The sequence below is a fragment of the Agrobacterium sp. 16-172Ci genome (assembly GCF_053522725.1).
This window is the reverse complement of sequence record NZ_JBNWBW010000039.1, coordinates 1-23,860: the sequence shown is the minus strand read 5'-3', so window position 1 is coordinate 23,860 and position 23,860 is coordinate 1. Positions and strand designations below refer to the sequence as shown.

The 23,860-nt window shown below is 59.9% G+C and carries 25 protein-coding genes; 13 read left to right on the top strand and 12 right to left on the bottom strand.

Annotated features, from left to right (window positions below; translation table 11 throughout):
• Window positions 1-118: 118 nt before the first annotated feature.
• The 3 genes from ACQZ40_RS24395 to ACQZ40_RS24385 form a co-directional block, all read right to left on the bottom strand.
• Window positions 119-1,048 (bottom strand): prephenate/arogenate dehydrogenase family protein, encoded by a 930-nt coding sequence (locus tag ACQZ40_RS24395; RefSeq protein WP_125144921.1) that lies wholly within the window; start codon window positions 1,046-1,048, stop codon window positions 119-121.
• Entirely contained in the window at window positions 1,048-2,154 is a 1,107-nt protein-coding gene (gene hisC / locus ACQZ40_RS24390) for a histidinol-phosphate transaminase (RefSeq protein ID WP_448748807.1), read from the bottom strand. Before hisC ends, ACQZ40_RS24395 begins: the two co-directional genes overlap by 1 nt.
• Window positions 2,155-2,238: 84 nt before the next feature.
• Entirely contained in the window at window positions 2,239-3,000 is a 762-nt protein-coding gene (locus tag ACQZ40_RS24385) for a class I SAM-dependent methyltransferase (protein WP_078051970.1), read from the bottom strand.
• Window positions 3,001-3,105: 105 nt separating this feature from the next.
• Between ACQZ40_RS24385 and gloB the strand changes: the two genes are divergently transcribed.
• Both gloB and ACQZ40_RS24375 read left to right on the top strand, forming a co-directional pair.
• A complete protein-coding gene (gene gloB, locus ACQZ40_RS24380) occupies window positions 3,106-3,876 on the top strand; it encodes a hydroxyacylglutathione hydrolase (RefSeq protein ID WP_448748806.1) in 771 nt (256 codons plus the stop codon).
• Window positions 3,876-4,316 (top strand): cupin domain-containing protein, encoded by a 441-nt coding sequence (locus ACQZ40_RS24375; protein WP_448748805.1) that lies wholly within the window; start codon window positions 3,876-3,878, stop codon window positions 4,314-4,316. The genes gloB and ACQZ40_RS24375 overlap by 1 nt, the downstream gene beginning before the upstream one ends.
• A gap of 5 nt (window positions 4,317-4,321) precedes the next feature.
• Here the strand turns inward: ACQZ40_RS24375 and ACQZ40_RS24370 are convergent, their stop codons facing one another.
• Window positions 4,322-5,095, bottom strand: coding sequence for a DUF3108 domain-containing protein (locus ACQZ40_RS24370; RefSeq protein WP_448748804.1), 774 nt, complete (start codon window positions 5,093-5,095; stop codon window positions 4,322-4,324).
• Between the two features lie 252 nt (window positions 5,096-5,347).
• Here ACQZ40_RS24370 and rpmB point away from each other — a divergent pair, with 252 nt between their 5' ends.
• From rpmB to ACQZ40_RS24355, 3 genes are all read left to right on the top strand, one after another.
• Complete coding sequence (rpmB, locus tag ACQZ40_RS24365) at window positions 5,348-5,638, top strand: 50S ribosomal protein L28 (protein ID WP_003509888.1); 291 nt, start codon at window positions 5,348-5,350, stop codon at window positions 5,636-5,638.
• Window positions 5,639-5,799: 161 nt separating this feature from the next.
• Window positions 5,800-6,444, top strand: a complete 645-nt coding sequence (locus ACQZ40_RS24360; protein WP_125144925.1) for a queuosine precursor transporter — start codon at window positions 5,800-5,802, stop codon at window positions 6,442-6,444.
• Between the two features lie 90 nt (window positions 6,445-6,534).
• A complete protein-coding gene (locus tag ACQZ40_RS24355; RefSeq protein WP_448748803.1) occupies window positions 6,535-6,873 on the top strand; it encodes a pentapeptide repeat-containing protein in 339 nt (112 codons plus the stop codon).
• Between the two features lie 2 nt (window positions 6,874-6,875).
• On the opposite strand, the gene ACQZ40_RS24350 is transcribed toward ACQZ40_RS24355, so the two are convergent.
• From ACQZ40_RS24350 to ACQZ40_RS24335, 4 genes are all read right to left on the bottom strand, one after another.
• The gene (locus ACQZ40_RS24350; RefSeq protein ID WP_220317650.1) at window positions 6,876-7,853 is read right to left on the bottom strand and encodes an esterase-like activity of phytase family protein; all 978 of its coding nucleotides are present in this window, start codon (window positions 7,851-7,853) and stop codon (window positions 6,876-6,878) included.
• A gap of 37 nt (window positions 7,854-7,890) precedes the next feature.
• Window positions 7,891-9,795 (bottom strand): cobaltochelatase subunit CobT, encoded by a 1,905-nt coding sequence (cobT, locus tag ACQZ40_RS24345; RefSeq protein ID WP_448748811.1) that lies wholly within the window; start codon window positions 9,793-9,795, stop codon window positions 7,891-7,893.
• 107 nt (window positions 9,796-9,902) lie between these two features.
• A complete protein-coding gene (gene cobS, locus ACQZ40_RS24340; RefSeq protein WP_004445672.1) occupies window positions 9,903-10,892 on the bottom strand; it encodes a cobaltochelatase subunit CobS in 990 nt (329 codons plus the stop codon).
• A 68-nt stretch (window positions 10,893-10,960) separates the two neighbouring features.
• On the bottom strand, window positions 10,961-11,596 hold the full coding sequence (locus ACQZ40_RS24335) for a J domain-containing protein (RefSeq protein WP_059755848.1): 636 nt from the start codon (window positions 11,594-11,596) through the stop codon (window positions 10,961-10,963).
• A 114-nt stretch (window positions 11,597-11,710) separates the two neighbouring features.
• Here ACQZ40_RS24335 and ACQZ40_RS24330 point away from each other — a divergent pair, with 114 nt between their 5' ends.
• Window positions 11,711-11,992, top strand: a complete 282-nt coding sequence (locus ACQZ40_RS24330; protein ID WP_065656776.1) for a BolA family protein — start codon at window positions 11,711-11,713, stop codon at window positions 11,990-11,992.
• 224 nt (window positions 11,993-12,216) lie between these two features.
• Here ACQZ40_RS24330 and aroB read toward each other — a convergent pair whose 3' ends face one another.
• Entirely contained in the window at window positions 12,217-13,350 is a 1,134-nt protein-coding gene (aroB, locus tag ACQZ40_RS24325; protein WP_078051976.1) for a 3-dehydroquinate synthase, read from the bottom strand.
• 5 nt (window positions 13,351-13,355) lie between these two features.
• Entirely contained in the window at window positions 13,356-13,937 is a 582-nt protein-coding gene (locus ACQZ40_RS24320; RefSeq protein WP_035262338.1) for a shikimate kinase, read from the bottom strand.
• A gap of 188 nt (window positions 13,938-14,125) precedes the next feature.
• Here ACQZ40_RS24320 and ACQZ40_RS24315 point away from each other — a divergent pair, with 188 nt between their 5' ends.
• The 5 genes from ACQZ40_RS24315 to ACQZ40_RS24295 all read left to right on the top strand — a co-directional run bounded on the left by ACQZ40_RS24315 (window position 14,126) and on the right by ACQZ40_RS24295 (window position 18,130).
• Window positions 14,126-14,299, top strand: a complete 174-nt coding sequence (locus ACQZ40_RS24315) for a hypothetical protein (protein ID WP_035239639.1) — start codon at window positions 14,126-14,128, stop codon at window positions 14,297-14,299.
• Complete coding sequence (locus ACQZ40_RS24310) at window positions 14,296-15,288, top strand: site-specific tyrosine recombinase XerD (protein ID WP_448748802.1); 993 nt, start codon at window positions 14,296-14,298, stop codon at window positions 15,286-15,288. The genes ACQZ40_RS24315 and ACQZ40_RS24310 overlap by 4 nt, the downstream gene beginning before the upstream one ends.
• A gap of 62 nt (window positions 15,289-15,350) precedes the next feature.
• Window positions 15,351-16,304: an acetyl-CoA carboxylase carboxyltransferase subunit alpha gene (locus ACQZ40_RS24305; protein WP_125144929.1), complete on the top strand. Its 954-nt coding sequence runs from the start codon at window positions 15,351-15,353 to the stop codon at window positions 16,302-16,304.
• A gap of 294 nt (window positions 16,305-16,598) precedes the next feature.
• Window positions 16,599-17,897 carry a L,D-transpeptidase family protein gene (locus tag ACQZ40_RS24300; protein WP_448748801.1) on the top strand — a complete coding sequence of 433 codons (1,299 nt, stop codon included), beginning with the start codon at window positions 16,599-16,601 and terminating at the stop codon, window positions 17,895-17,897.
• Window positions 17,894-18,130 carry a sulfurtransferase TusA family protein gene (locus ACQZ40_RS24295; RefSeq protein WP_142846587.1) on the top strand — a complete coding sequence of 79 codons (237 nt, stop codon included), beginning with the start codon at window positions 17,894-17,896 and terminating at the stop codon, window positions 18,128-18,130. Before ACQZ40_RS24300 ends, ACQZ40_RS24295 begins: the two co-directional genes overlap by 4 nt.
• A 245-nt stretch (window positions 18,131-18,375) precedes the next feature.
• On the opposite strand, the gene ACQZ40_RS24290 is transcribed toward ACQZ40_RS24295, so the two are convergent.
• Complete coding sequence (locus tag ACQZ40_RS24290; protein ID WP_448748800.1) at window positions 18,376-19,512, bottom strand: CobW family GTP-binding protein; 1,137 nt, start codon at window positions 19,510-19,512, stop codon at window positions 18,376-18,378.
• A 192-nt stretch (window positions 19,513-19,704) separates the two neighbouring features.
• Window positions 19,705-20,760, bottom strand: coding sequence for a D-alanyl-D-alanine carboxypeptidase family protein (locus tag ACQZ40_RS24285; protein ID WP_161988025.1), 1,056 nt, complete (start codon window positions 20,758-20,760; stop codon window positions 19,705-19,707).
• A gap of 224 nt (window positions 20,761-20,984) precedes the next feature.
• Between ACQZ40_RS24285 and ACQZ40_RS24280 the strand changes: the two genes are divergently transcribed.
• Together ACQZ40_RS24280 and ACQZ40_RS24275 are read left to right on the top strand one after the other, a co-directional pair.
• Window positions 20,985-22,148 carry a M20 aminoacylase family protein gene (locus ACQZ40_RS24280; protein WP_149742967.1) on the top strand — a complete coding sequence of 388 codons (1,164 nt, stop codon included), beginning with the start codon at window positions 20,985-20,987 and terminating at the stop codon, window positions 22,146-22,148.
• Between the two features lie 656 nt (window positions 22,149-22,804).
• Window positions 22,805-23,452, top strand: a complete 648-nt coding sequence (locus ACQZ40_RS24275; protein ID WP_104679708.1) for a DUF2161 domain-containing phosphodiesterase — start codon at window positions 22,805-22,807, stop codon at window positions 23,450-23,452.
• The last annotated feature ends 408 nt before the right edge of the window (window positions 23,453-23,860 follow it).

Sequence of the window (23,860 nt, the reverse complement as noted above, 5' to 3'; positions counted from 1 at the left end):
GTGTTGATGTGTTTAGATCCTTGGGACAAGCCCAAGGATGACGAAAGCAAAGCTCTGACACTTTGCCAGCGGTCTGATGGCCGGATCAAATCCGGCCATGACTGTCGCCAGCGGCGATTTATTTCTTCTGGTCCAGCGCGTGACGGCCGAAGTCCGGTGCGTCGACATCCTGGCCCGCCTGCACGATGGAGCGGCGGATGGCGCGGGTGCGGGAAAACAGTTCGAACAGCTTGTCGCCCTCTCCCCAGCGGATCGCCCTTTGCAGGGACGCCAAGTCTTCGGAAAACCGCGCCAGCATCTCAAGGATCGCATCCTTGTTATGCAGGCAGACATCGCGCCACATGGTGGGATCGGAGGCGGCAAGACGGGTGAAGTCACGGAAACCGGAGGCGGAATATTTGATGACTTCCGATTCGGTCACCGTCTCCAGATCATCCGCCGTGCCGACGATATTGTAAGCGATGATATGCGGCAGATGCGACACGATCGCCAGAACCTTGTCGTGGTGTTCGGCATCCATCTCATCCACGCGGGAGCCGAGCGCACGCCAGAAATCCTTCAGCCTTTCCAGAGCCTCCGCATCCGTGCCCGGCAGTGGCGTGAAGATGCACCAGCGGTCGCGGAAGAGACCGGCAAAACCGGCATCCGGGCCGGATTTTTCCGTACCCGCCAGCGGATGGCCGGGAATGAAATGCACATTGTCAGGCATATGCGGCGCCATCTGTGCGATGACCGAAGCCTTGGTGGAGCCGACATCGGTAACGATGGCGCCCGGCTTCAGATGTGGCGCGATCTGCTGCGCAACGCTCTCGGAAGCACCGACAGGCACGGAAACGATGACGAGATCGGCATCCTTCACCGCTTCCGCCGCCGAGACGGTATAATCCGTGCCAAGCGCCAGTTCTTCCGCCCGTTTCAGCGTATCTTCGCTGCGGGTGGAAATGGTCACATGGCGGGCAAGCCCCAGCTCCTTGATATCGCGGGCAATCGACGAGCCGATCAGGCCGATGCCGATCAGCGCGATGCGTTCAAACATGATCTCAGCCATCACGCCTGCCCCATGAACTCGGTGAGGGCCGCGATGACGCCGAGATTGGCCTCCTCCGAACCGACGGTCATTCTCAGCGCATTCGGGAAACCGTAACCACGTACCGCACGCAGAATGTAACCGCGGCGGCTCAGGAACTCGTCCGCATCCGCCGCACGCTTGCCGTCCTGATCCGGGAAATGGATGAGGATGAAATTGGTGACCGATGGCGTGACGGTGAGGCCGAGGCCGGTAAAGGTCGTGACCAGCTTTTCCATCCACAGCGCGTTATGCGCCACCGCCTTCTCTACGAAGGCCTGATCGCGGATTGCCGCAGCACCCGCCGCGATGGCCGGCGCGCTCATGTTAAACGGGCCGCGCACGCGGTTCAATGCATCGATGACAGCGGCCGGACCATACATCCAGCCCACGCGCAAGGCAGCGAGGCCATAGACCTTCGAGAAGGTTCGCGTCATCACCACGTTGCGGTTGCCGGAAACCAGCTCCAGCCCGGCCTCATAGTCGTTCTTGCGCACATATTCGGCATAGGCCGCATCCAGCACCAGCACGACATGTTTCGGCAGGCCGGCCTGCAGGCGGCGGATTTCCGCGACGGGAACATAGGTGCCAGTGGGATTGCCCGGATTGGCGACGAAAACCATCTTGGTCTTCGGCGTCACGGCGGCGAGGATCGCATCCACATCCACCGCGCAATCCTTTTCCTTCACCGTCACCGGGGTCGCGCCCGCACCCATGATCTGGATCTTGTAAACGAGGAAACCGTGTTCGGTGATGATCGCCTCATCGCCAGCGCCCAGATAGACGTGGCAAAGCAGGCCGAGAAGCTCGTCCGAACCGTTGCCGCACATGATATTCGCGATGTTGAGACCGTGCACGTCGGCAATCGCCTGGCGCAGCGCGATCGCCTGACCGTCCGGATAGATTTCCAGATGGCTGGCAGCAGCGCCAAAAGCCTCTATCGCCTTCGGGCTCGGCCCAAGCGGTGTCTCATTGGAGGAGAGCTTATAAACCTTCGCGAGGCCGTCCACATGTTCCTTGCCCGGAACATAAGCGGCGATATCCAGAATACCCGGACGCGGAACAGGTTGGCTAAGCTCTGCACTCATTTGATCGACCTTTGGAAAAGCGCCGGAGAACCCGGCAAAAGCAATGCCGGAGGCATTAGACCGGAATGGGCGCTTTGTCGAGGGTCAGCGCGGCTTTCCTTGGCCTGCGGCAGTGCGGGTGGTGGGCACCCCCTGCGGGGCCAGCACCGGCACAAAAACGCGACGCGAGGCGCGCTGGGTGACGGGCAATCCCTGATAGAGACGCTTCTGGGCTTCCACCACGATGACACCGGAAAAAAGCGGCCACAGCCGGCGGCCGGTATGTTCAAGATAACGGCGGAATTTCAGTATCGGCCGGCTGGTGGTGGGCGGGAAGAACAGCGCCTCGGCGGTGGCGCCCGGCGTGAAATTGGTTTCGCGCAAAAGCGCCGTCAGCTGTCCGCGCGAATAGGGCCTTCCGGAACCGAAGGGCGTATGTTCCATGCGCGCCCAGACGCCGCGCCGGTTCGGCACCACGATCACCAGACGGCCGCCGGGCGCCAGCACCCGCCACAGTTCCTTCAGGCTTTCGCGCGGATTTTCGGCAAATTCCAGCGCGTGCACCATCAAGACCCGGTCTATCGACGCATCAGGCAGCGGCAATTCCTCATCGAAAACCAGCGCCGTGGAAGACAGCTCGCCCGCCGGCCAGTTCACCGCCCCCTGCCCCGCCGGCATGAAGGCGAATGTGCGCTCCGTATCGCGACGAAACCGCTCCAGAAACGGCACGGCATAGCCGAGCCCGACCAGCCGCTCTTCCGGCAAGGGCGGCCACAGCGTCGAAAGCGCCATGGTGATCGCCTGCTCGGCCGAGCGGCCAAGCGGAGAGTGATAGAATTCGCGCAGATCGACGATATCGGTATTCATGGGCGAGAATGTAGCATCAGGCGGTTGGACTTCAAGGCGTCTGCCCTTACATAGAAGGTCAGGCGGGCGATGCGCCGGTTTTGGCCGGCAAATGGAGAGGATAAGATGAAACCTTTGGAAATAGACGTCTTTCTTTGCCGCAGCGACAATTTCGGGGTTCTCCTGCACGATCCCGAAAGCGGCGCGACAGCCACCATAGACGCACCGGAAGAAGGACCTATCCTGCAGGCGCTCGACGGCCACGGCTGGAAGCTCACCCATATCTTCACCACCCACCACCATCAGGACCATGTGGAAGCCAATCTGGCCCTGAAAGACAAGTTCCGCTGCGAAATTCACGGCCCCTACGACGAGGCGGTTGCGATCCCCGGTCTCGACCGTTCGCAGGCCGATGGCGACGAATTCGAATTCGCCGGCCGCCGCGTACAGGTCATCGGCACGCCCGGCCATACGGCGGGACATATCTGTTATTATCTGCCCGATGACGGGCTGCTGTTCGCCGCCGATACGCTGTTTGCCATGGGCTGCGGCCGCCTGTTCGAACGTCCGGCGGCGGATATGTGGCATTCCTTCCAGAAACTCATGGCGCTGCCGGATGAGACCAAGGTTTATTTCGGCCATGAATATACGCTGACGAACGCCCGTTTCGCCCTCACCGTCGATCCGGAGAATGCTGTGCTGAGCGAGCGCGCGGACCACATCGAGAAGGCGCGGCAGGCGAATGAATTCACCATTCCCACCACCATCGGGCTCGAAAAACAGACTAATCCCTATATGCGGGTGGCCGATGCCGGTATTCGCAAATATCTTGGCCTTGAAAGCGCCACCGATGCCGATGTTTTCGCGGAAATCCGCACACGCAAGGACAATTTCTGATGGGAACGGACATATCGGCGCAGGCGATCATTCGCGAACTGGGGCTGGAGCCGCATCCCGAGGGCGGTTTTTACCACCAGACGTTCCGCGATAAGGCGGGCGGTGAGCGCGGCCATTCGACGGCGATCTATTATCTTCTGGAAAAGGGCGACGGCTCGCACTGGCACCGGGTCACCGATGCAGTGGAGGTCTGGCACTATTATGCCGGCGCGCCCATCGCATTGCATCTTTCGCAGGACGGCCGGGAAGTGCAGACCTTCACGCTCGGCCCCGCCGTTCTTGAAGGCGAGCGCCCGCAGGTCATCGTTCCCGCCAATTGCTGGCAATCGGCCGAAAGCCTCGGGGACTTCACGCTCGTCGGCTGCACCGTCTCGCCGGGCTTTGCCTTTTCGAGCTTCGTTATGGCAGAGCCCGGCTGGTCGCCGGGCGATGCGCCGTAATTGCCTCAGCCACCGTATTTCGTCGCGGTAATATAGACCTGCCCCACCCGGGTCGGAATGATCGCATAAACAGGCGCATAGACATCCATGTTGTTCGACTTGGCGAACCAGATCTCCATGGAGATGGATTTCAGATATTCGATGTCCTTGCGCCCCTGCCGATAGCCCGACTTCGGCACATACCGCGCCTTGCAGACGATGGCGTCGCCATTAAAGCCGTTGGTCTTGAACGGCTTGGTGCCGCTGGAGCTCAAAACCAGATCGAGTCGCGATTCGCCGTCATAGATCGGCAGGCGAGTCGGGCAGATGCGGCCGCCCGCGGGAATGATGAGGCCGGAGATCGGATCGAGAACCGAGCGCAGGTCGCGGTCCTTCACGTCCACCCAGTTGTCCGGCCGGGCTTTCGGCTCAGGCTTCACCGTCGTCGATGTGACGTTGCCGTTGCGATAGACGACGTCATAGGTGCGCACCCGCTTGCCGTCCTTATAGACCAGCGAATATTCGTTGGCCTGCAGCCGGTGGCCGCGCTTGGCGCCGGAAACGGTCGTCTTGCCGGAAATATCCTTGAGGATGCTGGCAAGGCCGGCGGCGCTGAAGGAGCCGGAAATCGAATAATTCGGTCCGTCCATGCGAGTCGAGAAACTCGCTTTGGCAATCGGCAAAATGCCGAGATTGATGCTGTATTCGCTTGTGTGGCGCGCTTCGGCGGCGAGCGAGGGGGAGACGCCCGTTAACGCTATTGTCGCGGCCACGAAAATGCTTTTTCCTCTGGCAATCATTTCGATATCACCTTAAAAGAGGCGCGGAAGCGGCCTTATCGGGCGATCATATACGCTGACTTGTGGCAATAAAAAAGCGGATGCCGGTTGAAAACGCCGGAATTTCCTTTCATTTGATCGCGAGCGGCTTGACTGTTAAGTCTCGTCTGACTATAGAACCGCAACTTTCCAATCATGGCCAGTTGGATTGCCACCCCGGTTTTGCCGGTGGCGAGCCAGTGGTGAAACAGACGAAACGAAATAGGTGTACCCATGTCCCGTGTATGCGAATTGACCGGCAAGGGCGTCCAGACGGGCAACAACGTCAGCCACGCCAACAACAAGACCAAGCGCCGGTTCCTTCCGAACCTCTGCCAGGTCACGTTGATCTCCGATGCTCTCGGCCAGCGTTTCCGCCTGCGTGTTTCCGCAGCCGCTCTGCGCTCCGTTGAACACCGTGGCGGCCTCGATGCCTTCCTTCTGAAGTCCGGCGAAAACGAACTGAGCATGCGCGCTCGTCTCCTGCGCCGCCAGATCGCCAAGAAGACGGCCGAAGCTGCTTAATAGCAGTTTCGACATCATCTGAATTCAGAAGGCTTGAATGGCTTTGCCGCTCAAGCCTTTTGTTTGTTCCAGATTTTAGTTGCATCGGGTTTGCGAAAACCGTTTGAGACGTTTTCCTCCGATGCTTGGCTCCAACTGGTGGCATCACCCAGGATAAAAAAATGCCCTATCTGCGCTATACGCTCATCTATGTTCTGCTGATGACGCTCGTCGTCGTCGCTTCCAATATTCTGGTGCAATACCCGCTTTCCGGCTCGTTGTTCGGCGTCAATCTGGGCGACCTTCTGACCTGGGGCGCCTTCACCTATCCCATCGCCTTCCTCGTCACGGACCTGACCAACCGCCAGTTCGGCCCCTCCATCGCGCGCCGCGTCGTGCTTGCCGGCTTCGTCGTCGGGGTCACGCTGTCCTTCTGGACATCCATTCCGCGCATCGCCGTCGCTTCCGGCACCGCTTATCTGATTGGCCAGTTGCTGGATATTTCCGTTTTCAACCGCCTGCGCCGCCAGCGCTGGTGGCATGCGCCGCTCGCCGGCTCCATGCTGGGATCGGTGCTGGATACGGCCCTGTTCTTCTCCATCGCCTTTGCGGCAAGCTTCTCCTTCGTCGGCCCCAACGACGCCTTCGCCATCGAAAACGCTCCCATCCTCGGTGTCTTCGCCGTGGAAGCGCCCCGTTGGATTTCCTGGGCGCTGGGTGATCTCTCGGTGAAGGTTCTCGTCGGCCTCGTCATGCTCCTGCCCTACGGCGCGCTGATGAACACGCTGAAGCCGATGCCGGGCGCCGTCAAAACGGGCCGCGTTTGAGGCCGGGCAAGCGCGGATCAAATCGCGCTTGCAAGCCAGCCGTCAGCATTGCAGTCTGTCGTCCGTGGCACAGCGCGGAGGCAGGTCGACATGCAGATCAAGGACGTTATAGACATCGTGGAGGCCGCCAGCGCCACGCTTTCAGGCTCAACCTTCAACGACGTCAATCTATCCGGCACGGTCTTCGACAATGTCAATCTTTCCGGGGCGAGCTTCAATAATATCAATTTGTCAGGCGCGTCGTTCACGGATAACAACATGTCCGGCTGGTCGATCGACGACGTCAATTTTTCCGGTCTGAAACTGACCAACTCAAACCTGTCCGGTGCGCAGATAACGTCATGCCGGATGACCGGCATGAAGATCGACGGCATTCCCGTCGAGGACCTGATGGCAGCCTACAAGGCGGCACAGCAGCAGCAGGCCTGATTTTACTCCACCAGCTTGAATTCCAGCATCAGGTTGCGCTGGAGGAACGAGTGATTGTCATCGGAAACGATGATGAGGCGCGTCGAGCCGTCCGACCCCTTCACCACATCCATGCCTTCCATATTGTCGATCTGGTAGGCCATGCCGGCTTCCATGAGAATTTCGCCATCCACCACCGCACCCGGCTGGATATCGGCCCCACGGATGCGGCGGATGCGCATGCCCACACCTTCAGCGAAATTGAAGCGGCGCTCAAGAAGCAGCAGGTCGCCATTGGGCAGGAACGCGCCGTCCGTCACGTCGAATGACGGATGATGCGTAACGGCAAATGTGCCCTTGCGCGGACCTTCCAGTATGGCGGCGAGAAGATTGCCGTCCGTGTCGATACTTTTTTCAGCCACAACGACCAGAGCGCCGGCGAGCGGCGAATCGGCCGGCGATACCGCGAGAGCCTCCAGGCCGCCATTATGGCGCAACTCGTTGCTGGGGATGAGATATGGCAGGCGGTTGAGCGGCTTTGAGGTGGCGAAGCCCGGATCGGGATAGATATCGATCCTGTGGCGCTGCTCGTAACTGACGAAAACCCTGCCGTCGCGCAGCGCCAGCCCTTCCGCATCCATCTCCATCTTGCGCGGCGGTTCGCGCCCGCTCATGTCCAGCATGGGGGTGATGCGGGCATCGGCAAGCCCGGACAAAGCACCGCGAGCGTCACGCAAGACCCTGCCCGTCAGCCAATGGCCGGTATCCAGCACCGCAACGAAATCCTCCCCATTGGGGCGGAAACGGATGGAGGAGATCGCTCCGAACAGCTTTTCCGGCGCGCTCATCACCATGCCGCCGATAAATTCCAGCTTGCCGAAACGTTTTTCGCTGGTGCCGACTTCGAAAGAGGAGAGCAGACGCACGCTCACCGGTACATCGATGGTGGAAGCGCCGATGGAAACCGGACATAGCGATGCGGCCGCCAGAATGGCGGCCATCGCAAGCGTTTTGCAGACGGAAGAAGCCCGGCCCCGCTTATCCCGCACGACGAACCCTGCGGGACGAACCGGAAGCGCCGCTCGTATCCTCGAAGAGCGCCGCAAGCTGCTCGGTCATCGCGCCGGCCAGCTCGTCCGCATCTACGATGGTCACGGCGCGGCGATAATAGCGCGTCACGTCGTGGCCGATACCGATAGCCAGCAGTTCCACCGGCGAGCGCGTTTCGATCTGCTCGATGACGGCGCGCAGGTGCCGCTCCAGATAATTGCCCGGATTGACCGACAGGGTCGAATCGTCCACCGGCGCACCGTCCGAGATCATCATCATGATCTTGCGCTGCTCGGGGCGGCCGATCAGGCGGTTATGTGCCCACATCAGCGCTTCGCCGTCGATATTTTCCTTCAGCAGGCCCTCGCGCATCATCAGGCCGAGATTGCGCCGCGCGCGCCGCCAAGGAGCGTCCGCCGACTTGTAGATGATGTGGCGCAGATCGTTGAGACGGCCCGGCGATGGCGGCTTGCCATTGGCAAGCCACTGTTCGCGCGATTGCCCGCCCTTCCAGGCTTTGGTGGTGAAGCCCAGAATTTCCACCTTCACGCCCGAGCGCTCCAGGGTGCGCGCCAGAATATCGGCGCAGGTGGCAGCCACGGTAATGGGACGGCCGCGCATCGAGCCGGAATTGTCGATGACGAGGGAAACCACAGTATCGCGGAACTTGGTGTCGCGCTCCTTCTTGAAGGAAAGCGGCTGCATGGGATCGATAATGAGCCTGACGAGCCGGGCCGGATCGAGATAGCCCTCTTCCAGATCGAAATCCCAGGAACGGTTCTGCTGCGCCATCAGGCGGCGCTGCAGGCGGTTCGCTAAGCGCCCGACCGCGCCCTGAAGGTGAGCGAGCTGCTTGTCGAGGAAAGCGCGCAGACGGTCAAGCTCGGCCTCGTCGCACAGTTCCTCGGCGTGAATTTCCTCGTCGAATTCCTGGGTGAAGATGCGGTAATCGACCTTCTCGTTGAAATCGTCGAAGGGGCTGTTGGGACGGCGGGTTTCGCCGGGCGTTTCGGAATCCTCGTCGAGATCGTCGGACATTTCCTCGTCCGACATCTCGGCGCCGTCCATCTCGCCTTCTTCCATCTCCTCCTGCGAGGCCTCGTTTTCATCGGCAGGGGTCGCGTCCGAGCCGGCCTCTTCCTCGACCTGTTCTTCTTCGGTCTCGTTGGTGCGCGGCTGGTCCTCGTTGGATTCCGCTTCCTGGCTTTCCGGCTCGTTATCCTCGTCGCCGAAATCTTCCGCCATCTGCATGGAGGTCAGCATCTTGCGCACAAGCCGCGAAAACGCCTTCTGGTCGGTGATGACGTTCGAAAGATCCTTGAGGTCGCCGGCCGCCTTGTCCTCGATGAAATCGCGCCACAGATCGACAACCTTGCCGGCGCTTTCCGGCGGCTTCTCACCCGTCAGCTTCTCGCGCACCAGCAGCGCAACGGCTTCGGCAAGCGGTGCATCATCCTTGTTGTTGATGCCGGCGAAGTTGGCCTTGGCGTATTTTTCCGTGTTCATGGCATGGATGTTGGAGGCCATGCCCGGCATGCGCAGCGCGCCGATCGACTCCACGCGCGCCTGTTCGACAGCATCGAAGATCAGCCGCGCTTCAGCGCCCTGCGGCGACATCACGGCGTGGGTATCGGCATCATGGCAGGCAAGACGCAGCGCCATGGAATCACCGAGGCCACGCGTGATGGCGATTTCCTGCGCGGTCGGCTTCTTGGAAATTTCCGGCAGGCGCATGCGCTCGCCGGCGAGACCCGGCCGCTCATTGGCGAAAACGACCTCGACTTCGGCATCGCCGGCGACGGATCGCACGCATCCGGCAATCGCCTGACGCAACGGCTCCGTATCGACCGCCGTACCCGGTTTTGCTCTGGAATTGTCGCCGCGCCCTGCCATTGTCTTTCCTGTCATTTGTCGGCGCCTGCGGCACGCGATCGGAAGATCGCGCGCCCCACCGGCGTCTTCAAGTCATCGGTGATCTTCTCCGGACAAGCCGGGGACTATCAGGCGCTGAGAACGATGTTCGCAGCGCTTTCCTTCAGCTCGACGCCGAAAGCCCGCTGATATTGCTCGGCCACCAGCGTGCGCTCCAGCTCGTCACACTTGTTGAGGAAGGTTACGCGGAAGGCAAAGGCGAGATCGCCGAAGATTTCCGCATTTTCCGCCCAGGTGATGACGGTACGCGGGCTCATGACCGTGGAAAGATCGCCATTGATGAAAGCCGAACGGGTGAGATCGGCCACGCGTACCATCTTCGAGACGGTTTCACGGCCCTTCGGATTGTCGAAGCTCTTCACCTTGGCGGCGATGATGTTCACTTCCTGCTCATGCGGCAGGTAGTTCAGCGTGGTGACGATGGACCAGCGGTCCATCTGCGCCTGGTTGATCTGCTGCGTGCCGTGGTAAAGGCCGGTCGTATCACCAAGGCCGATGGTGTTGGCGGTTGCGAAAATGCGGAAGGCCGGGTGAGGACGGATGACGCGGCTCTGGTCGAGCAGGGTCAGGCGGCCGGAGGATTCCAGCACGCGCTGGATGACGAACATGACATCCGGGCGGCCGGCATCATATTCGTCGAAAACGAGCGCCACATTGTGCTGGTAGGCCCAGGGCAGAATGCCGTCCTTGAATTCGGTGACCTGCTTGCCGTCTTTCAGGACGATGGCGTCCTTGCCGACGAGGTCGATACGGCTGACATGGCTGTCGAGGTTGACGCGCACGCAGGGCCAGTTCAGGCGGGCGGCCACCTGCTCGATATGGGTGGATTTACCCGTGCCGTGGAAACCGGAGACCATGACACGTCGGTTGTGAGCAAAACCGGCAAGGATCGCAAGCGTCGTGTCGCGATCGAAAAGATAGTCGGGATCGAGGTCAGGCACATAGGCGTCGCCCTGGGAATAGGCGGGAACCCGCAGATCCGTATCAATGCCGAAAACCTCCCGCACGGACACCGTCGTGTCGGGCAGGTTGGAAATATCAAGGTCGATTTTGCTCATCACGTCTCCAAGGCGGGCGGCAGCCACCCGGCCACATCATCAATCAGGCGGTAAACACATAAGTTGGCTTAGCAGAAACCTGACTGCTTTAACAATTGATATGCTTGAACAACAGCCCGAAAACGCTCTTCCGAACCACGATCGCCACCATTAGCATCAGGATGGTGCTTTTTGACAAGCTCCTTGTAGCGCCTTTTTATGTCTTCCTGCTTTGCGGTGGAAGAAAGACCGAGCGTATCGAAGGCTTTTGCCTCCAGCGTCTTCAATTTTCGGTCCTGCTGCATGCGGGTGCCGCCTGCCCTTGCGCCGCCCGCAAAACCGCCGGCGAAGCCGAAAGGATCGCGGATACGGGCGTTTCCGCTTGCCGTGCCGGAACGCAGCGTAGAGTGCAGCGGGCTGTCGCGCGCCGTCTTGTTGACGCCCACCGTCCAGGTGGGGCGATGGCCGGTGATCGCTTCCTTCTGATAACGGGCGATCTCGCTGTCGGACAGGCCGGAAAAATAATTATAGCCCTTGTTGTATTCCTTCACATGCTCAAAACAGAACAGGAAGAATTGCCCCTCGGCATTGCGGCCGACAGGTGCCCGGTGAATACCCGGCTTGTCGCATCCGTCCCACTGGCAGGTCGGGGCCTGAACCTCAGGTTCCCTCTCCCTTTTCCGGCGCGTGCGGATGCGATCGAAATATTTCGAATCCAGTTTCATGATGCCCTGATTATGGGGTGCGAAAAGCCGCACAACAAGAATTGACAAAGCGGAATGTTGCTGGCTTTTAGGTAGCCCCCTTCAAGACCAGCCAACGAGAATGGAGCCCGTCGCATGTCCCTGCGAGAACGCATAGAAACGAAGCTTCGGGAAAGCTTTTCACCGGAGCGCCTGAGGGTCGTCGATGAAAGCCTGATGCATGCCGGCCACCAGCCGGATATGACCGGCACGGGCGAGACGCATATGCGTGTTCAGATAGTGTCGGAAAGCTTTTCCGGCAAGTCTCGCGTCGAGCGCCACCGGGCGATCAACGCGCTTTTGAAGCCGGAACTCGATGCCGGCCTGCATGCACTGGCGATTGAGGCGGCGGCGCCGGGGGAAGCGGTGCGGTTTTAAACCTCGAGCAAGCCCCCTCATCCGGCCCTGCGGGCCACCTTCTCCCCGGCGGGGAGAAGAAACCGGGCGGCAGCACCGAGCTCAAAGCTCTGACCTTAATCTAAGCTGAACCAACGCTGTCTCGTATGGCATTGCCATCATGGCTTGTTCTTCTCCCCGCCGGGGAGAAGTGCCGGAGCGAAGCGAGGCGATGAGGGGGCGCCCTCACCGTATCGCTCAACATCTCACCCCGGATGTTTTTCCGACAGGAAGGACTGCACTTCGGACGCCGCAACATCATCGGCCACGAAGGACTGGCCGATGCCGTGGGTGAGGATGAAGGTGAGCTTGCCGCCCTTGACCTTCTTGTCCTGCGCGATTGCCGCCATCAGCGTTTCCACCGGCGGCAACTCGCCGGGGATATCCTTCATCGTCGTTGGCAGGCCGACGGCCTTCAGATGCGCTTCGACGCGGGCGGCATCGTCCGGGCTTGCGAGGTTGAGGCGGGCGGAGAACTGGTGCGCCAGCACCATGCCGATGGCGACGCCTTCGCCATGCACCAGCCGCTTGCTGTCGTAATTGGTCGCCGCCTCCAGCGCATGGCCGAATGTATGGCCGAGGTTCAGAAGGGCGCGCACGCCGTTTTCTTTCTCGTCGGCCACCACCACATCGGCTTTCGCCTGGCAGCTCGTCGCAATCGCCTGAATGCGGGCGGGGCCGCCGGTGCGGATTTCATCCCAGTTCTTTTCCAGCCAGAAGAAGAAATCCGGCTTGTCGATCAGCCCGTACTTCACCACTTCGGCATAACCGGCGCGGAATTCCCGCGGGCTCAGCGTATCGAGCACGGCCGTATCCGCCAGCACCAGATCGGGCTGGTGGAACACGCCCACGAGGTTCTTGCCATGGCGGCTGTTGATGCCCGTCTTCCCGCCGACAGAGGAATCGACCTGCGCCAGAAGCGAGGTCGGTATCTGCACGAAGCGCACGCCACGGCGCACGATGCCGGCTGCGAAACCCGCGAGATCGCCGATCACGCCCCCACCAAGCGCGATCACCGCATCGTTACGCTCTACTCTTGCTGCCAGAACCGCATCGCAGACGGTGACCAGATGCTCGAAGCTCTTGGTCTTTTCGCCGGCAGGCAGAGTCAGCGAAACCGCCTCGATGCCATCCGTCTGCAGCCCGTCCATCAGGCCTTCGAGATAGAGCGGCGCGACATGTTCATCGGTTATGATGGCCGCGCGCCGGCCCTTCAGCCGCGCCGAAATTTCGCCGCCCGCACGGCCGATGAGGCCCGGCCCGATCAGAATGTCATAGGCGCGCTCGCCGAGCGGCACATGCACGAGACGTTCATCGGCGTGGATTTCGGAAGGCGTCATGGGGATCAGTCTTTCTGTTCGATGCCGGCTATGGCGGCCAGCACTTCTGTCACGATGATTTCCTTGCGGACATCGCGGGATTCGATGGTCAGATCCGCTTCCGCATAGATCGGATAACGCTTCTCCATCAGGGCCGCCAGCGTGGCTTTGGGGTTTTCGGTCTTGAGAAGCGGGCGGTGGTCGCGCTTGTTGACCCTCTCCCACAACACCTCGAGATCGGCCTTCAGCCACAATGAAATGCCGCCGCGCGTGATGTGCCGGCGGGTATTGTCGTTGATGAAGGCGCCGCCGCCGGTGGAGATGACCTTGGGGCCGCCGCGAAGCAGCCGCTTGATGACCCGCGTTTCCAGCGCCCGGAATTCTTCCTCGCCATAGGTGGCGAAAAGTTCCGATATCGTCATACGCGAAACGCGCTCGATTTCGACATCCGTATCGATGAACGGCACCCTGAGCTGTTGGGCTACCATGCGGCCCACCGCCGACTTTCCAGCCCCCATCAGCCCGACGAAGACGATGTTGCGCCGTCCGAGCTTTGCCCGCGCTTGCTCCCCGAGTGTGGCCGGGACGGATAAATTCGTTTCATTCATAGATTTGAAAGCCCGTTTGGCATGGATATCTGCAAATGTTTACGAAGCGTCAAGCCAAATTGCTGACTGAATTGCGGTGAATCACAATCATCGCCGCATGCGGCATGGAGCGGAGCGGGCATTTTGATCTTGTCGCCGCTTTCGCCGCACCGCATATACGTTTCGACCGCCACCTGCACGGAGCCGCCATGCCCACCCTCTTCCGCTTCACGATGATACTGGCGACCATCGCGGGGCTGATCTATGGCGGCATGGTGCTGCTCGTCATGGTCGTCAAACCGCGCGACCGCGAAGTGACGGTACGCATCCCTTCCGAGCGGCTGAACCCGCCGTCTACCGAACCGGCAAGGCGCACCCCATGAGCGGACCGGCAGGAGGGCGCGACGGCGCGCGGCTGGAAAGTTTTCTGGAAATGATGAGTGCCGAACGCGGGGCTGCCCCCAACACGCTCTCTTCCTATGAGCGCGACCTTGCTGACCTGCGCGAATTTCTCGGCCGTCGCGGCCAGACCCTGACGGAAGCGCAGACGCCTGACCTTTCCGCCTATCTGACCCATCTTTCCGCTCAGGGTTTTGCCGCAACCTCACAGGCGCGACGTCTTTCCACCATGCGACAATTCTATCGTTTTCTCTATTCGGAAGGGCTGCGCGGCGACGACCCGACCGGCATCATCGATGCGCCGAGAAAAGGTCTCGGCTTACCGAAAACGATGAGCGTCGCCGATGTGAACCGGCTTCTTAGCCTTGCCGCGCAGGAAGCCGCCACATCCGGTCCCGGCCAGATGGCGCGCATCCGCATGCATCTGCTGCTCGAACTGCTTTATTCCACCGGCATGCGTGTCAGTGAGCTTGTCTCGCTGCCGGTCAAGGTGCTGCGTCAGGAAGGCCGCTTCCTGATGATACGCGGCAAGGGCAACAAGGACCGCATGGTTCTTCTTTCCCGCGCCGCCATCGAGGCGATGGAAAAATACGAGGCTGCCAGAAAGGCGGTCGCATCGGCGAAAAGCAGGGCGGCCGCTTCGCAGAAAAAACCGGAGACGCTGGAAAGCCCGTGGCTGTTTCCTTCCAACGGCAAGGAAGGCCACCTGCCCCGCCAGGTCTTTGCCCGCGACCTCAAGGACATCGCCATCCGTGCGGGCCTGACCCCGTCTGCGATATCGCCGCATGTGCTGCGCCACGCCTTTGCCAGCCACCTTCTGCAGAACGGCGCGGATTTACGCGCGGTGCAGGAACTGCTCGGCCATTCCGACATTTCCACGACACAAATCTATACACATGTGCTGGAAGAACGCTTGCAAGAGCTGGTACAAACACATCACCCCCTTGCCAAACAGGGCAAAAACCTTGATTAGAGCGACCGGAACCGCCGGATAATCCGGTCAAACCTTGCGCAAAACGATCGGAAACGGATCTCATGCACAATTATCTCGACTTCGAAAAACCTATCTCGGACCTTGAGGGCAAGATCATCGAGCTGAAGAAGCTTGCCGATGAAGACGAGAGCATAGACACCTCGGAGGAGATCAACCGTCTGGAATCGCGCGTCAACGACGCGATGCAGGACATCTATTCCAAGCTCAACGCCTGGCAGAAAACGCAGGTCGCGCGCCATCCGCAGCGTCCGCATTTCGTCGATTACGCCAAGGCGCTGTTCACCGATTTCACGCCGCTGGCCGGCGACCGCAAGTTTGCCGAAGACGCCGCCATTCAGGCAGGCCTCGGCCGCTTCAACGGTCAGCCCGTCGCCATCATCGGCCAGGAAAAGGGCAACGACACCAAAAGCCGCCTGAAGCATAATTTCGGCAGCCCGCGCCCGGAAGGTTACCGCAAGGCAATCCGCGTGCTGGAACTGGCCGACCGTTTCTCGCTGCCGGTGATCACCCTCATCGATACCGCAGGCGCCTATCCCGGCGTCGGCGCGGAAGAACGCGGCCAGGCCGAAGCCATCGCCCGCTCGACGGAAATGTGCCTCAACGTGAAGGTGCCGATCGTCTCCGTCGTCATCGGCGAAGGCGGCTCGGGCGGCGCAATCGCCATCGCCACCGGCAACCGCGTCTACATGCTCGAACACGCCATCTACTCGGTGATCTCGCCGGAAGGCGCCGCTTCCATCCTCTGGCGCGATTCGACCCGCGCCAAGGAAGCCGCAACCAATATGAAGATCACCTCGGAAGATCTGAAATCGCTCGGCGTCATCGACGGAATCATTCCGGAGCCGATCGGCGGCGCACACCGTGCTCCGGAAACCGTGATCGGTGCGACCGGCGATGTCATCGCCAAGGCGCTGGCCGATCTCTCCCAGCGTTCCGGCACACAGCTGCGCGCTGAACGCCGCCAGAAGTTCCTGGATATTGGCCGGAATCTCTAGAGCATTTCCAGTAAAAGTGCGCAGCGGTTTTGCGTCCGGAAAATGCGTCAAAAGAAGGAGTCAGATTGTTTTGGCGGTTCGAAGAAAAGCCGAAACAATCTGACTCCGGCCTTATTTTCCTTGAATATTGCCCCAACTCGGCCATAGTCCGGTCACATCAAAAGATGTATCGGCGGCCGCGGGGCGGGTACGATTTGAGTTAAGAAGATGTAAACGGTTAATACCGTATTTAAAATACACACGGGACGGTGTAGAACTGCCGCCGCTTCGTGCCATCGTCTTTCGGATCAGATCATGCGTTTGACACATTTTGCACTTCTTGCCTGCACCGCGCTCGTTCTTGCCGGCTGCAACGATACGCTCGAAACCGTTGAACGCGACGTCTCCCACGTCAAGAACAAGGTCGATTACCCGCTGTCTCCGGCCATTCTGGCCGAGATCGACAAAAGGGGCATGGACCGCACCTCGCCGATCATGATCCGCATCTTCAAGGAAGAAGGTGCCTTGGAAATCTGGAAAGCCAGGCGCGACAACCGTTTCGAGAAGATTGCCAGCTACGAGATTTGCGCATGGTCCGGCAAACTCGGCCCGAAGGTGAAGGAAGGCGACCGGCAGGCGCCGGAAGGTTTCTACAACCTGACGCCCGCGCATCTCAATCCGAACTCGAAATATTATCTCGCCATCAATACCGGTTTCCCGAACCGCTACGATGCCGCCAATGGCCGCAACGGCACCAATCTGATGATCCATGGCGCCTGCTCGTCCTCCGGCTGTTATTCGATGACGGATGCGCAGATTCTTGAAATTTACGGTTTTGCCCGTGACGCCTTCAAGGGCGGCCAGAAGACCGTGCAGCTGCAGGCCTTCCCGTTCCGAATGACGGCGGAAAACATGGCCCGCCACCGCCAGAGCGAACATCTCGAATTCTGGAAGATGCTGAAGGTCGGTTACGACAATTTCGAAGTGACCAAGCGCCCGCCGGAAGTGAATGTCTGCGAGAAGAAATATGTCTTCAACCAGCAGACGGAAGGCGGCAGCTTCAACGCCTCCGCCCAATGCCCGGCCATGAGCACACCGCCGGCGCTCGTCAGCGCGCTTTCGAGCTACGAGAAGACCTATGATCTCGCCTATGAAAAGGCGATGAAGAAATATGACGGCATGGCCTGGTACGACCCGAGCGAAGCCGAGCGCAAGGCGCTGGTCGCCGAAAAGCGCAAGGGCCGCGAGCCCGCCTATGCCCCGACCGGCTCGGCGCTGAAGGCCGGCAAGCTGATGAAAGAAACGGAATATGCCGCGCTGATGGAGAAGAAGGCGCAGCAGGTGACGTCTTCCTCACCGGCCACGACCGCAACCGCCTCGGCCCTGCGCGGCCCACGCCCTTCGGCTGTCCAGCCCGCCACGGCACCACAATCGAACCCGGCCCCGGCAGCACCGACGATGGTTGCCTCGGCTGCCCCCGCAGCAGCCGGCCAGACCGGAGCTGCCGCCCAGAGCGTTCCGGTTCCGACCATGAACCCGCTTGCCTATTCCGCAGCACCCGCACCCGAAGCGCCGGAAAAGAAGCCATTCTGGAAGTTCTGGGCCAAGGAATGAGCGACACGGCCGAGATCGTCTATGATTTGAGGGGGCTTAAATGCCCCCTTCCGGTTTTGAGAAGCCGCAAGAAACTCGCAACCCTGAAGGCGGGAGATGTTCTGACCGTCGAGACGACCGATCCGCTGGCGGTGATCGATATTACGCATATGTGCAATGAGGATGGGCATAGGCTGGTGGAAACCACTGCGCTGGATAAGGGGCATCGGTTTCGCATTGTGAAGGGGTCGTAGTATACGACGTTTCAACGTCCTCAGCCGTGGTTACCCCCCTCTGTCCTGCCGGACATCTCCCCCTCAAGGGGGGAGATCGACAAGCGGCTTGCTCCGCACATCTTTATCGATGCAGCAGCCCGAAGTGCAGAGCTTGTGAGAAAACGAGCGGTCGCCGCAACTGATCTCCCCCCTTGAGGGGGAGATGTCCGGCAGGACAGAGGGGGGTGAACCACACCCACCGACCTGGACCATCACGACACGCCCTAAAACCGCAACCCCGAAACCGCCAGCGGATTATCCGTCATCGCCTGCCTGTCCGGCCGGTCGATGCCCGGTGCGCTTGTGAAGGCTGCGAACAGGTCCTGCACGAAAGCCTCCGGCAAATCCTTCGTGATCAGCACCATGCGGGTTCGCTGATCAGCCGGGTCCGGCCACGCCGCGAGGCGCTCCGGCGTGTGGAAAATATTCTGCACCCCATGCAGCACCAGCGGCCGGGCCGGATTATCCGACAACTTGACGATGGCCTTCATGCGCAGGAGCTTTTCACCATGTGCCGAGCGCAGCAGATCCACGAACATGTCGATCGCCATCGGGCTGACTGGCTGATCGTGAATGATCGAGAAGGAACGGATAGACGCATCGTGCCGGTTCACATCGTGATGATGGTGGTGGTCGTCGTGATCGCCATGATGGTGGTCATGACCGTGATCATGATCGTGGTGATCGTGTACCGCCTCTTCGCCCAGCCAGCGGCCGACATCGGCATTCTTGCTGCCGGCATCGTAAAGGCCGTTGTCGAGAAGCCCCGCAGCGCTCCACTCGTTTTTGTCGCCATCCTCGATGGTCGCGCGCGGATTGAGCGCTTGTAGACGGGCTGTGAGCGCGGAAATCGTGGCGGCATCGGCAAGCGCGCGCTTGGTCATCACCAGACGGTCAGCCACGGCGGCCTGTTTCACCGCCTCCTGATGATTGTCGAGCGTGGAAAGGCCGTTGACGGCATCCACCACCGTAATCATGCCGTTCAGCACGAAATTCTGCGCGATGACCGGGTTGCCCATGACCGACTGCATGACGGGGGCGGGATCGGCAAGGCCCGTGGTCTCGATCACCACCCGTTTTACCGGCTTCAGCTTGCCTGTCTGGATGCCGTCCATCAGTTCCGCCAGCGTATCCACCAGCTCGCCGCGCACCGTGCAGCACAGGCAGCCCTCCGCCAGCTCGATAATGCCCTCACCAGCACTTTCGACCAGCATGTGATCGATGCTGACATCCCCGAATTCATTGATGATGATCGCCGCATCGCTCATCGCCGGATCCTTGAGGAGCCGGTTGAGCAGCGTCGATTTTCCGGCGCCGAGAAATCCGGTGATGATGGAAACCGGGATGCGATCGCGAGACATGATTTGCCTGTGTGTTGATGGCCGCTCCGGCAGGTCACTGGAAGACACGAAACCCGGAGCCGCATGAAGCTAAAAGAAATCGCCCGCGCCTGGAAGCCGCGAGCGACACTGTAATATCATAACATCATCGACCTGCGAATACACAAACCGCATTGCAACGGCGAGGCTCGGCCTCGAGGCATTCATCGATCATCAGAATGTCGGGCGCGGGATCGGGATCGGCACGTTGGCCAGTTCGCCCTTGCCGGCTCCCTTGGTGGCATTCACCGCCACCGTCTCGCTGCCCGGAATGAGACCGGCGAAGGAATATTCCGGCGGGCGGGTCATTTCCTGCACATAGGGCGAATGGATGACCATGCGGCCAGCCTCGTCGCGGCTTTCGCTGCGCACCTTGGCGGCCTTCGGGTTGCAGATTTCGGCGCTGATATCGTTCACATCGCCGGTATCGCCATAGGGCGCCAGCGCGGCGAGCGAAACGCCTTGGCCCGAAGGCGCCGTCAGCCCCATCTGCAACAGATCGGCCGATTGATCGGTGCGTCCGGCAAGGCTGTCCGCACCCAGCACGACCGTGATGACAGAGCGGCCATTGCGCACGGCCGACGACACCTGGTTGAAGCCGGAGGCACAGATGAAGCCGGTCTTCATGCCATCCGCGCCATCGAAACGGCCAACCAGCATGTTGAAATTGGCGTAGTTCTTCTTGCCGGTGCTGACGCCTTCCAGCGAGAAATAATGGGCATATTCCGGAAACTCGCGCTTGATGATCAACGCCAGCAGCGCCAGATCCCGGGCGGTCGTATATTGTCCCTTGCCGGGCAGGCCATTGGCGTTGATGTAACGGGTGGAACTCATGCCCAGCCGCTGCGCCTGCGCATTCATCTGCGCCACGAAATTATCGCTGGTGCCGCCGATGGTCTCGGCAATCGCCACGGCAATGTCATTGGCGGATTTGATGAGCAGCAGCTTCAAAGCGCTATCCATCGTCAGCTTCTGGCCGGGCTTGAAATACATTTTCGAGGCCGGCTGATCGGCGGCCTTCTTACTCATCACCACTTCCGTCTGCGGGCTGATCTTGCCGGCCTTCATCTGCGAAAAGGCGATATAGGCGGTCATCAGCTTGGTGAGCGAAGCGGGATACCACTTGCGGAAGGCTTCCTGATGGGAAATCACCTTGCCGGTTTTGACATCGACCACCATTTTCGGATTGGCATTTGCCACGGGTGCTGCGGCAACGAGGCCTGCGGTCATGATGGCAACGGCTGCGGAAAGCCGTCTGGCGGCGTTTGGCGATTTAAAAGTCTGTGGCAAGGCTTGTCCTCGAATTCCCGTCTTCGGTCGGGGAATGGCAATATTCACCATATATGTCCTAGCAATGGCAAAGTACATTGATTACGTCAATTATGCGGCGCACTATCCACCACGGAGGATAGGATTTTACGACACGCCGCACCGATGAACCCAGGAATGAACGAATGCCGATTTTGAACAGAGCCGCCGAACTCCAGCAGGAAGTCAGCGAATGGCGGCGTCACCTGCATGAAAATCCCGAGATTTTATATGATGTCGACAACACCGCGGCCTTCGTTGCGGAGAAGCTGAAATCTTTCGGCGTTGACGAAATCGTGACCGGTCTCGGCCGCACGGGTGTGGTCGGGATCATCAGGGGCAATCTTCCGGGCAATCGCACCATCGGCTTTCGTGCGGATATGGACGCTCTCCCAATTTTAGAGGAAACCGGCAAGCCCTGGGCCTCCAAAACCGCGGGCGCCATGCATGCCTGCGGCCATGACGGACACACGGCCATGCTGCTTGGCGCGGCCAAATATCTCACCGAGACCCGCAATTTTGCGGGCTCCATCGCCGTCATCTTCCAGCCGGCGGAAGAAGGGGGTGCCGGCGCGCTTGCCATGGTCGAGGACGGCCTGATGGAGCGTTTCGGCATTAACGAGGTCTATGGCATGCACAACATGCCGGGCATTCCGCTTGGCGCCTTCGCCATCCGCAAGGGCGGCATTATGGCTGCACCGGACAAGTTCTCCATCACCGTCAAGGGCCGTGGCGGCCACGCGGCACAGCCGCACCGCACCGTCGATCCGATCACCATCGGCGCGCAGATCGTCGGCAACCTGCAGATGATCGCCTCACGCAATGCCGACCCCATCCGCTCGGTGGTCGTCTCCGTCACCCGCTTTCAGGCCGGTTCCAGCCACAACATCATCCCCAACGAAGCATTGATCGCCGGCACGGTGCGCAGCCTGGATGAAACGGTGCGCGATCTGGCGCAGGATCGCATCAAGCAGATGGCGGAAGGTATTGCCCTTGCCAACGGCGCGGAAGCGGAAGTCGTTTATGAGCGTTATTGCCCGGTGACCTTCAACCACGCCGCCGAGACCGACCACGCCATCCGTGTTGCCCGCGATGTGGCAGGCGAACCGAATGTCGACCCCGATGTCGATCCTTCCATGGCGGGAGAGGATTTCTCCTTCATGCTGAAGGAAAGACCGGGATGCTTCATCTTCATCGGCAACGGCGATTCGGCAGGACTCCACAATCCGGGCTATGATTTCAACGACGAGGCCATCGCTTACGGCATTTCCTACTGGGTGAAACTGGCCGAACAGCGCCTGACGAGCTGATTGCGGGCCAACGCGAAGAAAGCCGAGGAAGAGATCGACCGCGATGAAGAACGCGGTTGATCCGCAGGCATGGTCAGGTTAAAGAGCAATTCAGTGTCCACGTAGCTCAGCAGGATAGAGCACAGGATTCCTAAGACAAATTGGGGGTTGCGCCCGGAAACGACGCAATCGATCTGCTCAAAGTCGGGGAAAGCTTCGCTGGTCTTCCAGCATGCCAATCCCGAGCCAAGCTCCGGAGAAATCCGGTGAAGGTGTAGAGACTGGATGGGCAGCACCTAAAGGCCGCAAGGCCCATGGTGAAGGGACAGTCCAGACCACGAACGTCTTGCCGGCAAATGGCGGGACGGCGGCGAAAGCCGAAGCGGTATGAATCCTGGGGTCGGAGGTTCGAATCCTCTCGTGGACGCCAATTCCTGCAAAACCCAGCAAAAAAACAATGTTATAGTTGATTACGCTCCGTAGGTTTGTCGCTATTTCACTTGGTCAGGTCGAAATGCTCCGATAGGTGTGTCCTCAATCGAGAAAGGGAACAATTCGGCCAAGCGCCTTTCTAGCTACGTTACATTTGGCCCAGAATCGGCGATGCCAAGGTGAATGGTGATCCCGAGTGGTCTTCCATATATTGTCGGCAGACGATTCTTTTTCTGAGTGCCGCTATGGAAACCTCCCTTTATCAACCTGTGAAAGCCTTTCTTGAAAAGGCCGGCTATATGGTGAAGGGAGAGATCGCCGGTTGCGACCTCGTGGGCATACGGGACGATGATCCGTCCGTCATCGTGATTTGTGAACTGAAGCTGACGTTTAACCTCGAGTTGATTCTCCAGGCGGTTGATCGAGCATCGATATCGGACGAGGTGTGGATCGCGGCGAAAATGTCTGCCCGCGGCAAAGGGCGGGAAAAAGACAAGCGTTATCGCGATCTTTGTCGACGGCTGGGGATAGGAATGCTCGCTGTCTCGGAAGGCGGCCATGTCGACGTCATCGTGAGTTCGATATCCCCGATGCCGCGGACAAATCCCAAACGGCGCTCGCGGCTTGTGCGCGAACACCAGAGACGCAGGGGTGATCCCGTCCTCGGCGGTAGCACGCGTACGCCTCTCATGACGGCATATCGCCAGCAAGCGCTTGGATGTGCGAAAGCCTTGGCAGAAGGGCCGTTACGCGTTCGCGATGTGAGATCGAGCGCTCCCGATGCCGGCAGGATATTACTCTCGAATGTGTATGGCTGGTTCGAGCGGATCGACCGAGGCATCTATGGCCTGACCGATGCGGGCCGCGAAGCGTTGATGCGTTGGCCGATATGAATTGGCGAATTAGTCGCTGTTGACCGGATCAGGATACCAAGGCGGTATAAATCGTGTCGGATGACATCATCCGTTTGTGAATGTCCGCAATAGAGCCGCTCGCGCGGCATTCGTCGATGACCACACTTCGTGATCCGAAAAATCAAGAATTCGACGAAAAAATTTCCGATTTTAATAATTCGCCGGTGAAATCCGGTCATTTTCGCTTTCGCAGTCAACGGTGACTGCGGAAAATGGAGCAAGCCATTGAAATATCTGGCAACGACCTGCCTCGTAAGCGAGGTTGCTAAACCACGCCCAAAGCCCCACGTGACCTGCCACTGAAGTTTCATCCGGCTGCGATTAGAGCCTCGGCTGTTTTTGATAAGCCAAATGGCGTGGTGGGAGCAACCGGCGGAAACGCGAAGC

Coding starts and splice junctions, on each gene's coding strand:
- ACQZ40_RS24395 (WP_125144921.1), bottom strand. CDS start 1,048: ATGGCTGAGATCATGTTTGAACGCATCGCGCTGATCGGCATCGGCCTG.
- hisC (WP_448748807.1), bottom strand. CDS start 2,154: ATGAGTGCAGAGCTTAGCCAACCTGTTCCGCGTCCGGGTATTCTGGAT.
- ACQZ40_RS24385 (WP_078051970.1), bottom strand. CDS start 3,000: ATGAATACCGATATCGTCGATCTGCGCGAATTCTATCACTCTCCGCTT.
- gloB (WP_448748806.1), top strand. CDS start 3,106: ATGAAACCTTTGGAAATAGACGTCTTTCTTTGCCGCAGCGACAATTTC.
- ACQZ40_RS24375 (WP_448748805.1), top strand. CDS start 3,876: ATGGGAACGGACATATCGGCGCAGGCGATCATTCGCGAACTGGGGCTG.
- ACQZ40_RS24370 (WP_448748804.1), bottom strand. CDS start 5,095: ATGATTGCCAGAGGAAAAAGCATTTTCGTGGCCGCGACAATAGCGTTA.
- rpmB (WP_003509888.1), top strand. CDS start 5,348: ATGTCCCGTGTATGCGAATTGACCGGCAAGGGCGTCCAGACGGGCAAC.
- ACQZ40_RS24360 (WP_125144925.1), top strand. CDS start 5,800: ATGCCCTATCTGCGCTATACGCTCATCTATGTTCTGCTGATGACGCTC.
- ACQZ40_RS24355 (WP_448748803.1), top strand. CDS start 6,535: ATGCAGATCAAGGACGTTATAGACATCGTGGAGGCCGCCAGCGCCACG.
- ACQZ40_RS24350 (WP_220317650.1), bottom strand. CDS start 7,853: ATGGCCGCCATTCTGGCGGCCGCATCGCTATGTCCGGTTTCCATCGGC.
- cobT (WP_448748811.1), bottom strand. CDS start 9,795: ATGGCAGGGCGCGGCGACAATTCCAGAGCAAAACCGGGTACGGCGGTC.
- cobS (WP_004445672.1), bottom strand. CDS start 10,892: ATGAGCAAAATCGACCTTGATATTTCCAACCTGCCCGACACGACGGTG.
- ACQZ40_RS24335 (WP_059755848.1), bottom strand. CDS start 11,596: ATGAAACTGGATTCGAAATATTTCGATCGCATCCGCACGCGCCGGAAA.
- ACQZ40_RS24330 (WP_065656776.1), top strand. CDS start 11,711: ATGTCCCTGCGAGAACGCATAGAAACGAAGCTTCGGGAAAGCTTTTCA.
- aroB (WP_078051976.1), bottom strand. CDS start 13,350: ATGACGCCTTCCGAAATCCACGCCGATGAACGTCTCGTGCATGTGCCG.
- ACQZ40_RS24320 (WP_035262338.1), bottom strand. CDS start 13,937: ATGAATGAAACGAATTTATCCGTCCCGGCCACACTCGGGGAGCAAGCG.
- ACQZ40_RS24315 (WP_035239639.1), top strand. CDS start 14,126: ATGCCCACCCTCTTCCGCTTCACGATGATACTGGCGACCATCGCGGGG.
- ACQZ40_RS24310 (WP_448748802.1), top strand. CDS start 14,296: ATGAGCGGACCGGCAGGAGGGCGCGACGGCGCGCGGCTGGAAAGTTTT.
- ACQZ40_RS24305 (WP_125144929.1), top strand. CDS start 15,351: ATGCACAATTATCTCGACTTCGAAAAACCTATCTCGGACCTTGAGGGC.
- ACQZ40_RS24300 (WP_448748801.1), top strand. CDS start 16,599: ATGCGTTTGACACATTTTGCACTTCTTGCCTGCACCGCGCTCGTTCTT.
- ACQZ40_RS24295 (WP_142846587.1), top strand. CDS start 17,894: ATGAGCGACACGGCCGAGATCGTCTATGATTTGAGGGGGCTTAAATGC.
- ACQZ40_RS24290 (WP_448748800.1), bottom strand. CDS start 19,512: ATGTCTCGCGATCGCATCCCGGTTTCCATCATCACCGGATTTCTCGGC.
- ACQZ40_RS24285 (WP_161988025.1), bottom strand. CDS start 20,760: ATGACCGCAGGCCTCGTTGCCGCAGCACCCGTGGCAAATGCCAATCCG.
- ACQZ40_RS24280 (WP_149742967.1), top strand. CDS start 20,985: ATGCCGATTTTGAACAGAGCCGCCGAACTCCAGCAGGAAGTCAGCGAA.
- ACQZ40_RS24275 (WP_104679708.1), top strand. CDS start 22,805: ATGGAAACCTCCCTTTATCAACCTGTGAAAGCCTTTCTTGAAAAGGCC.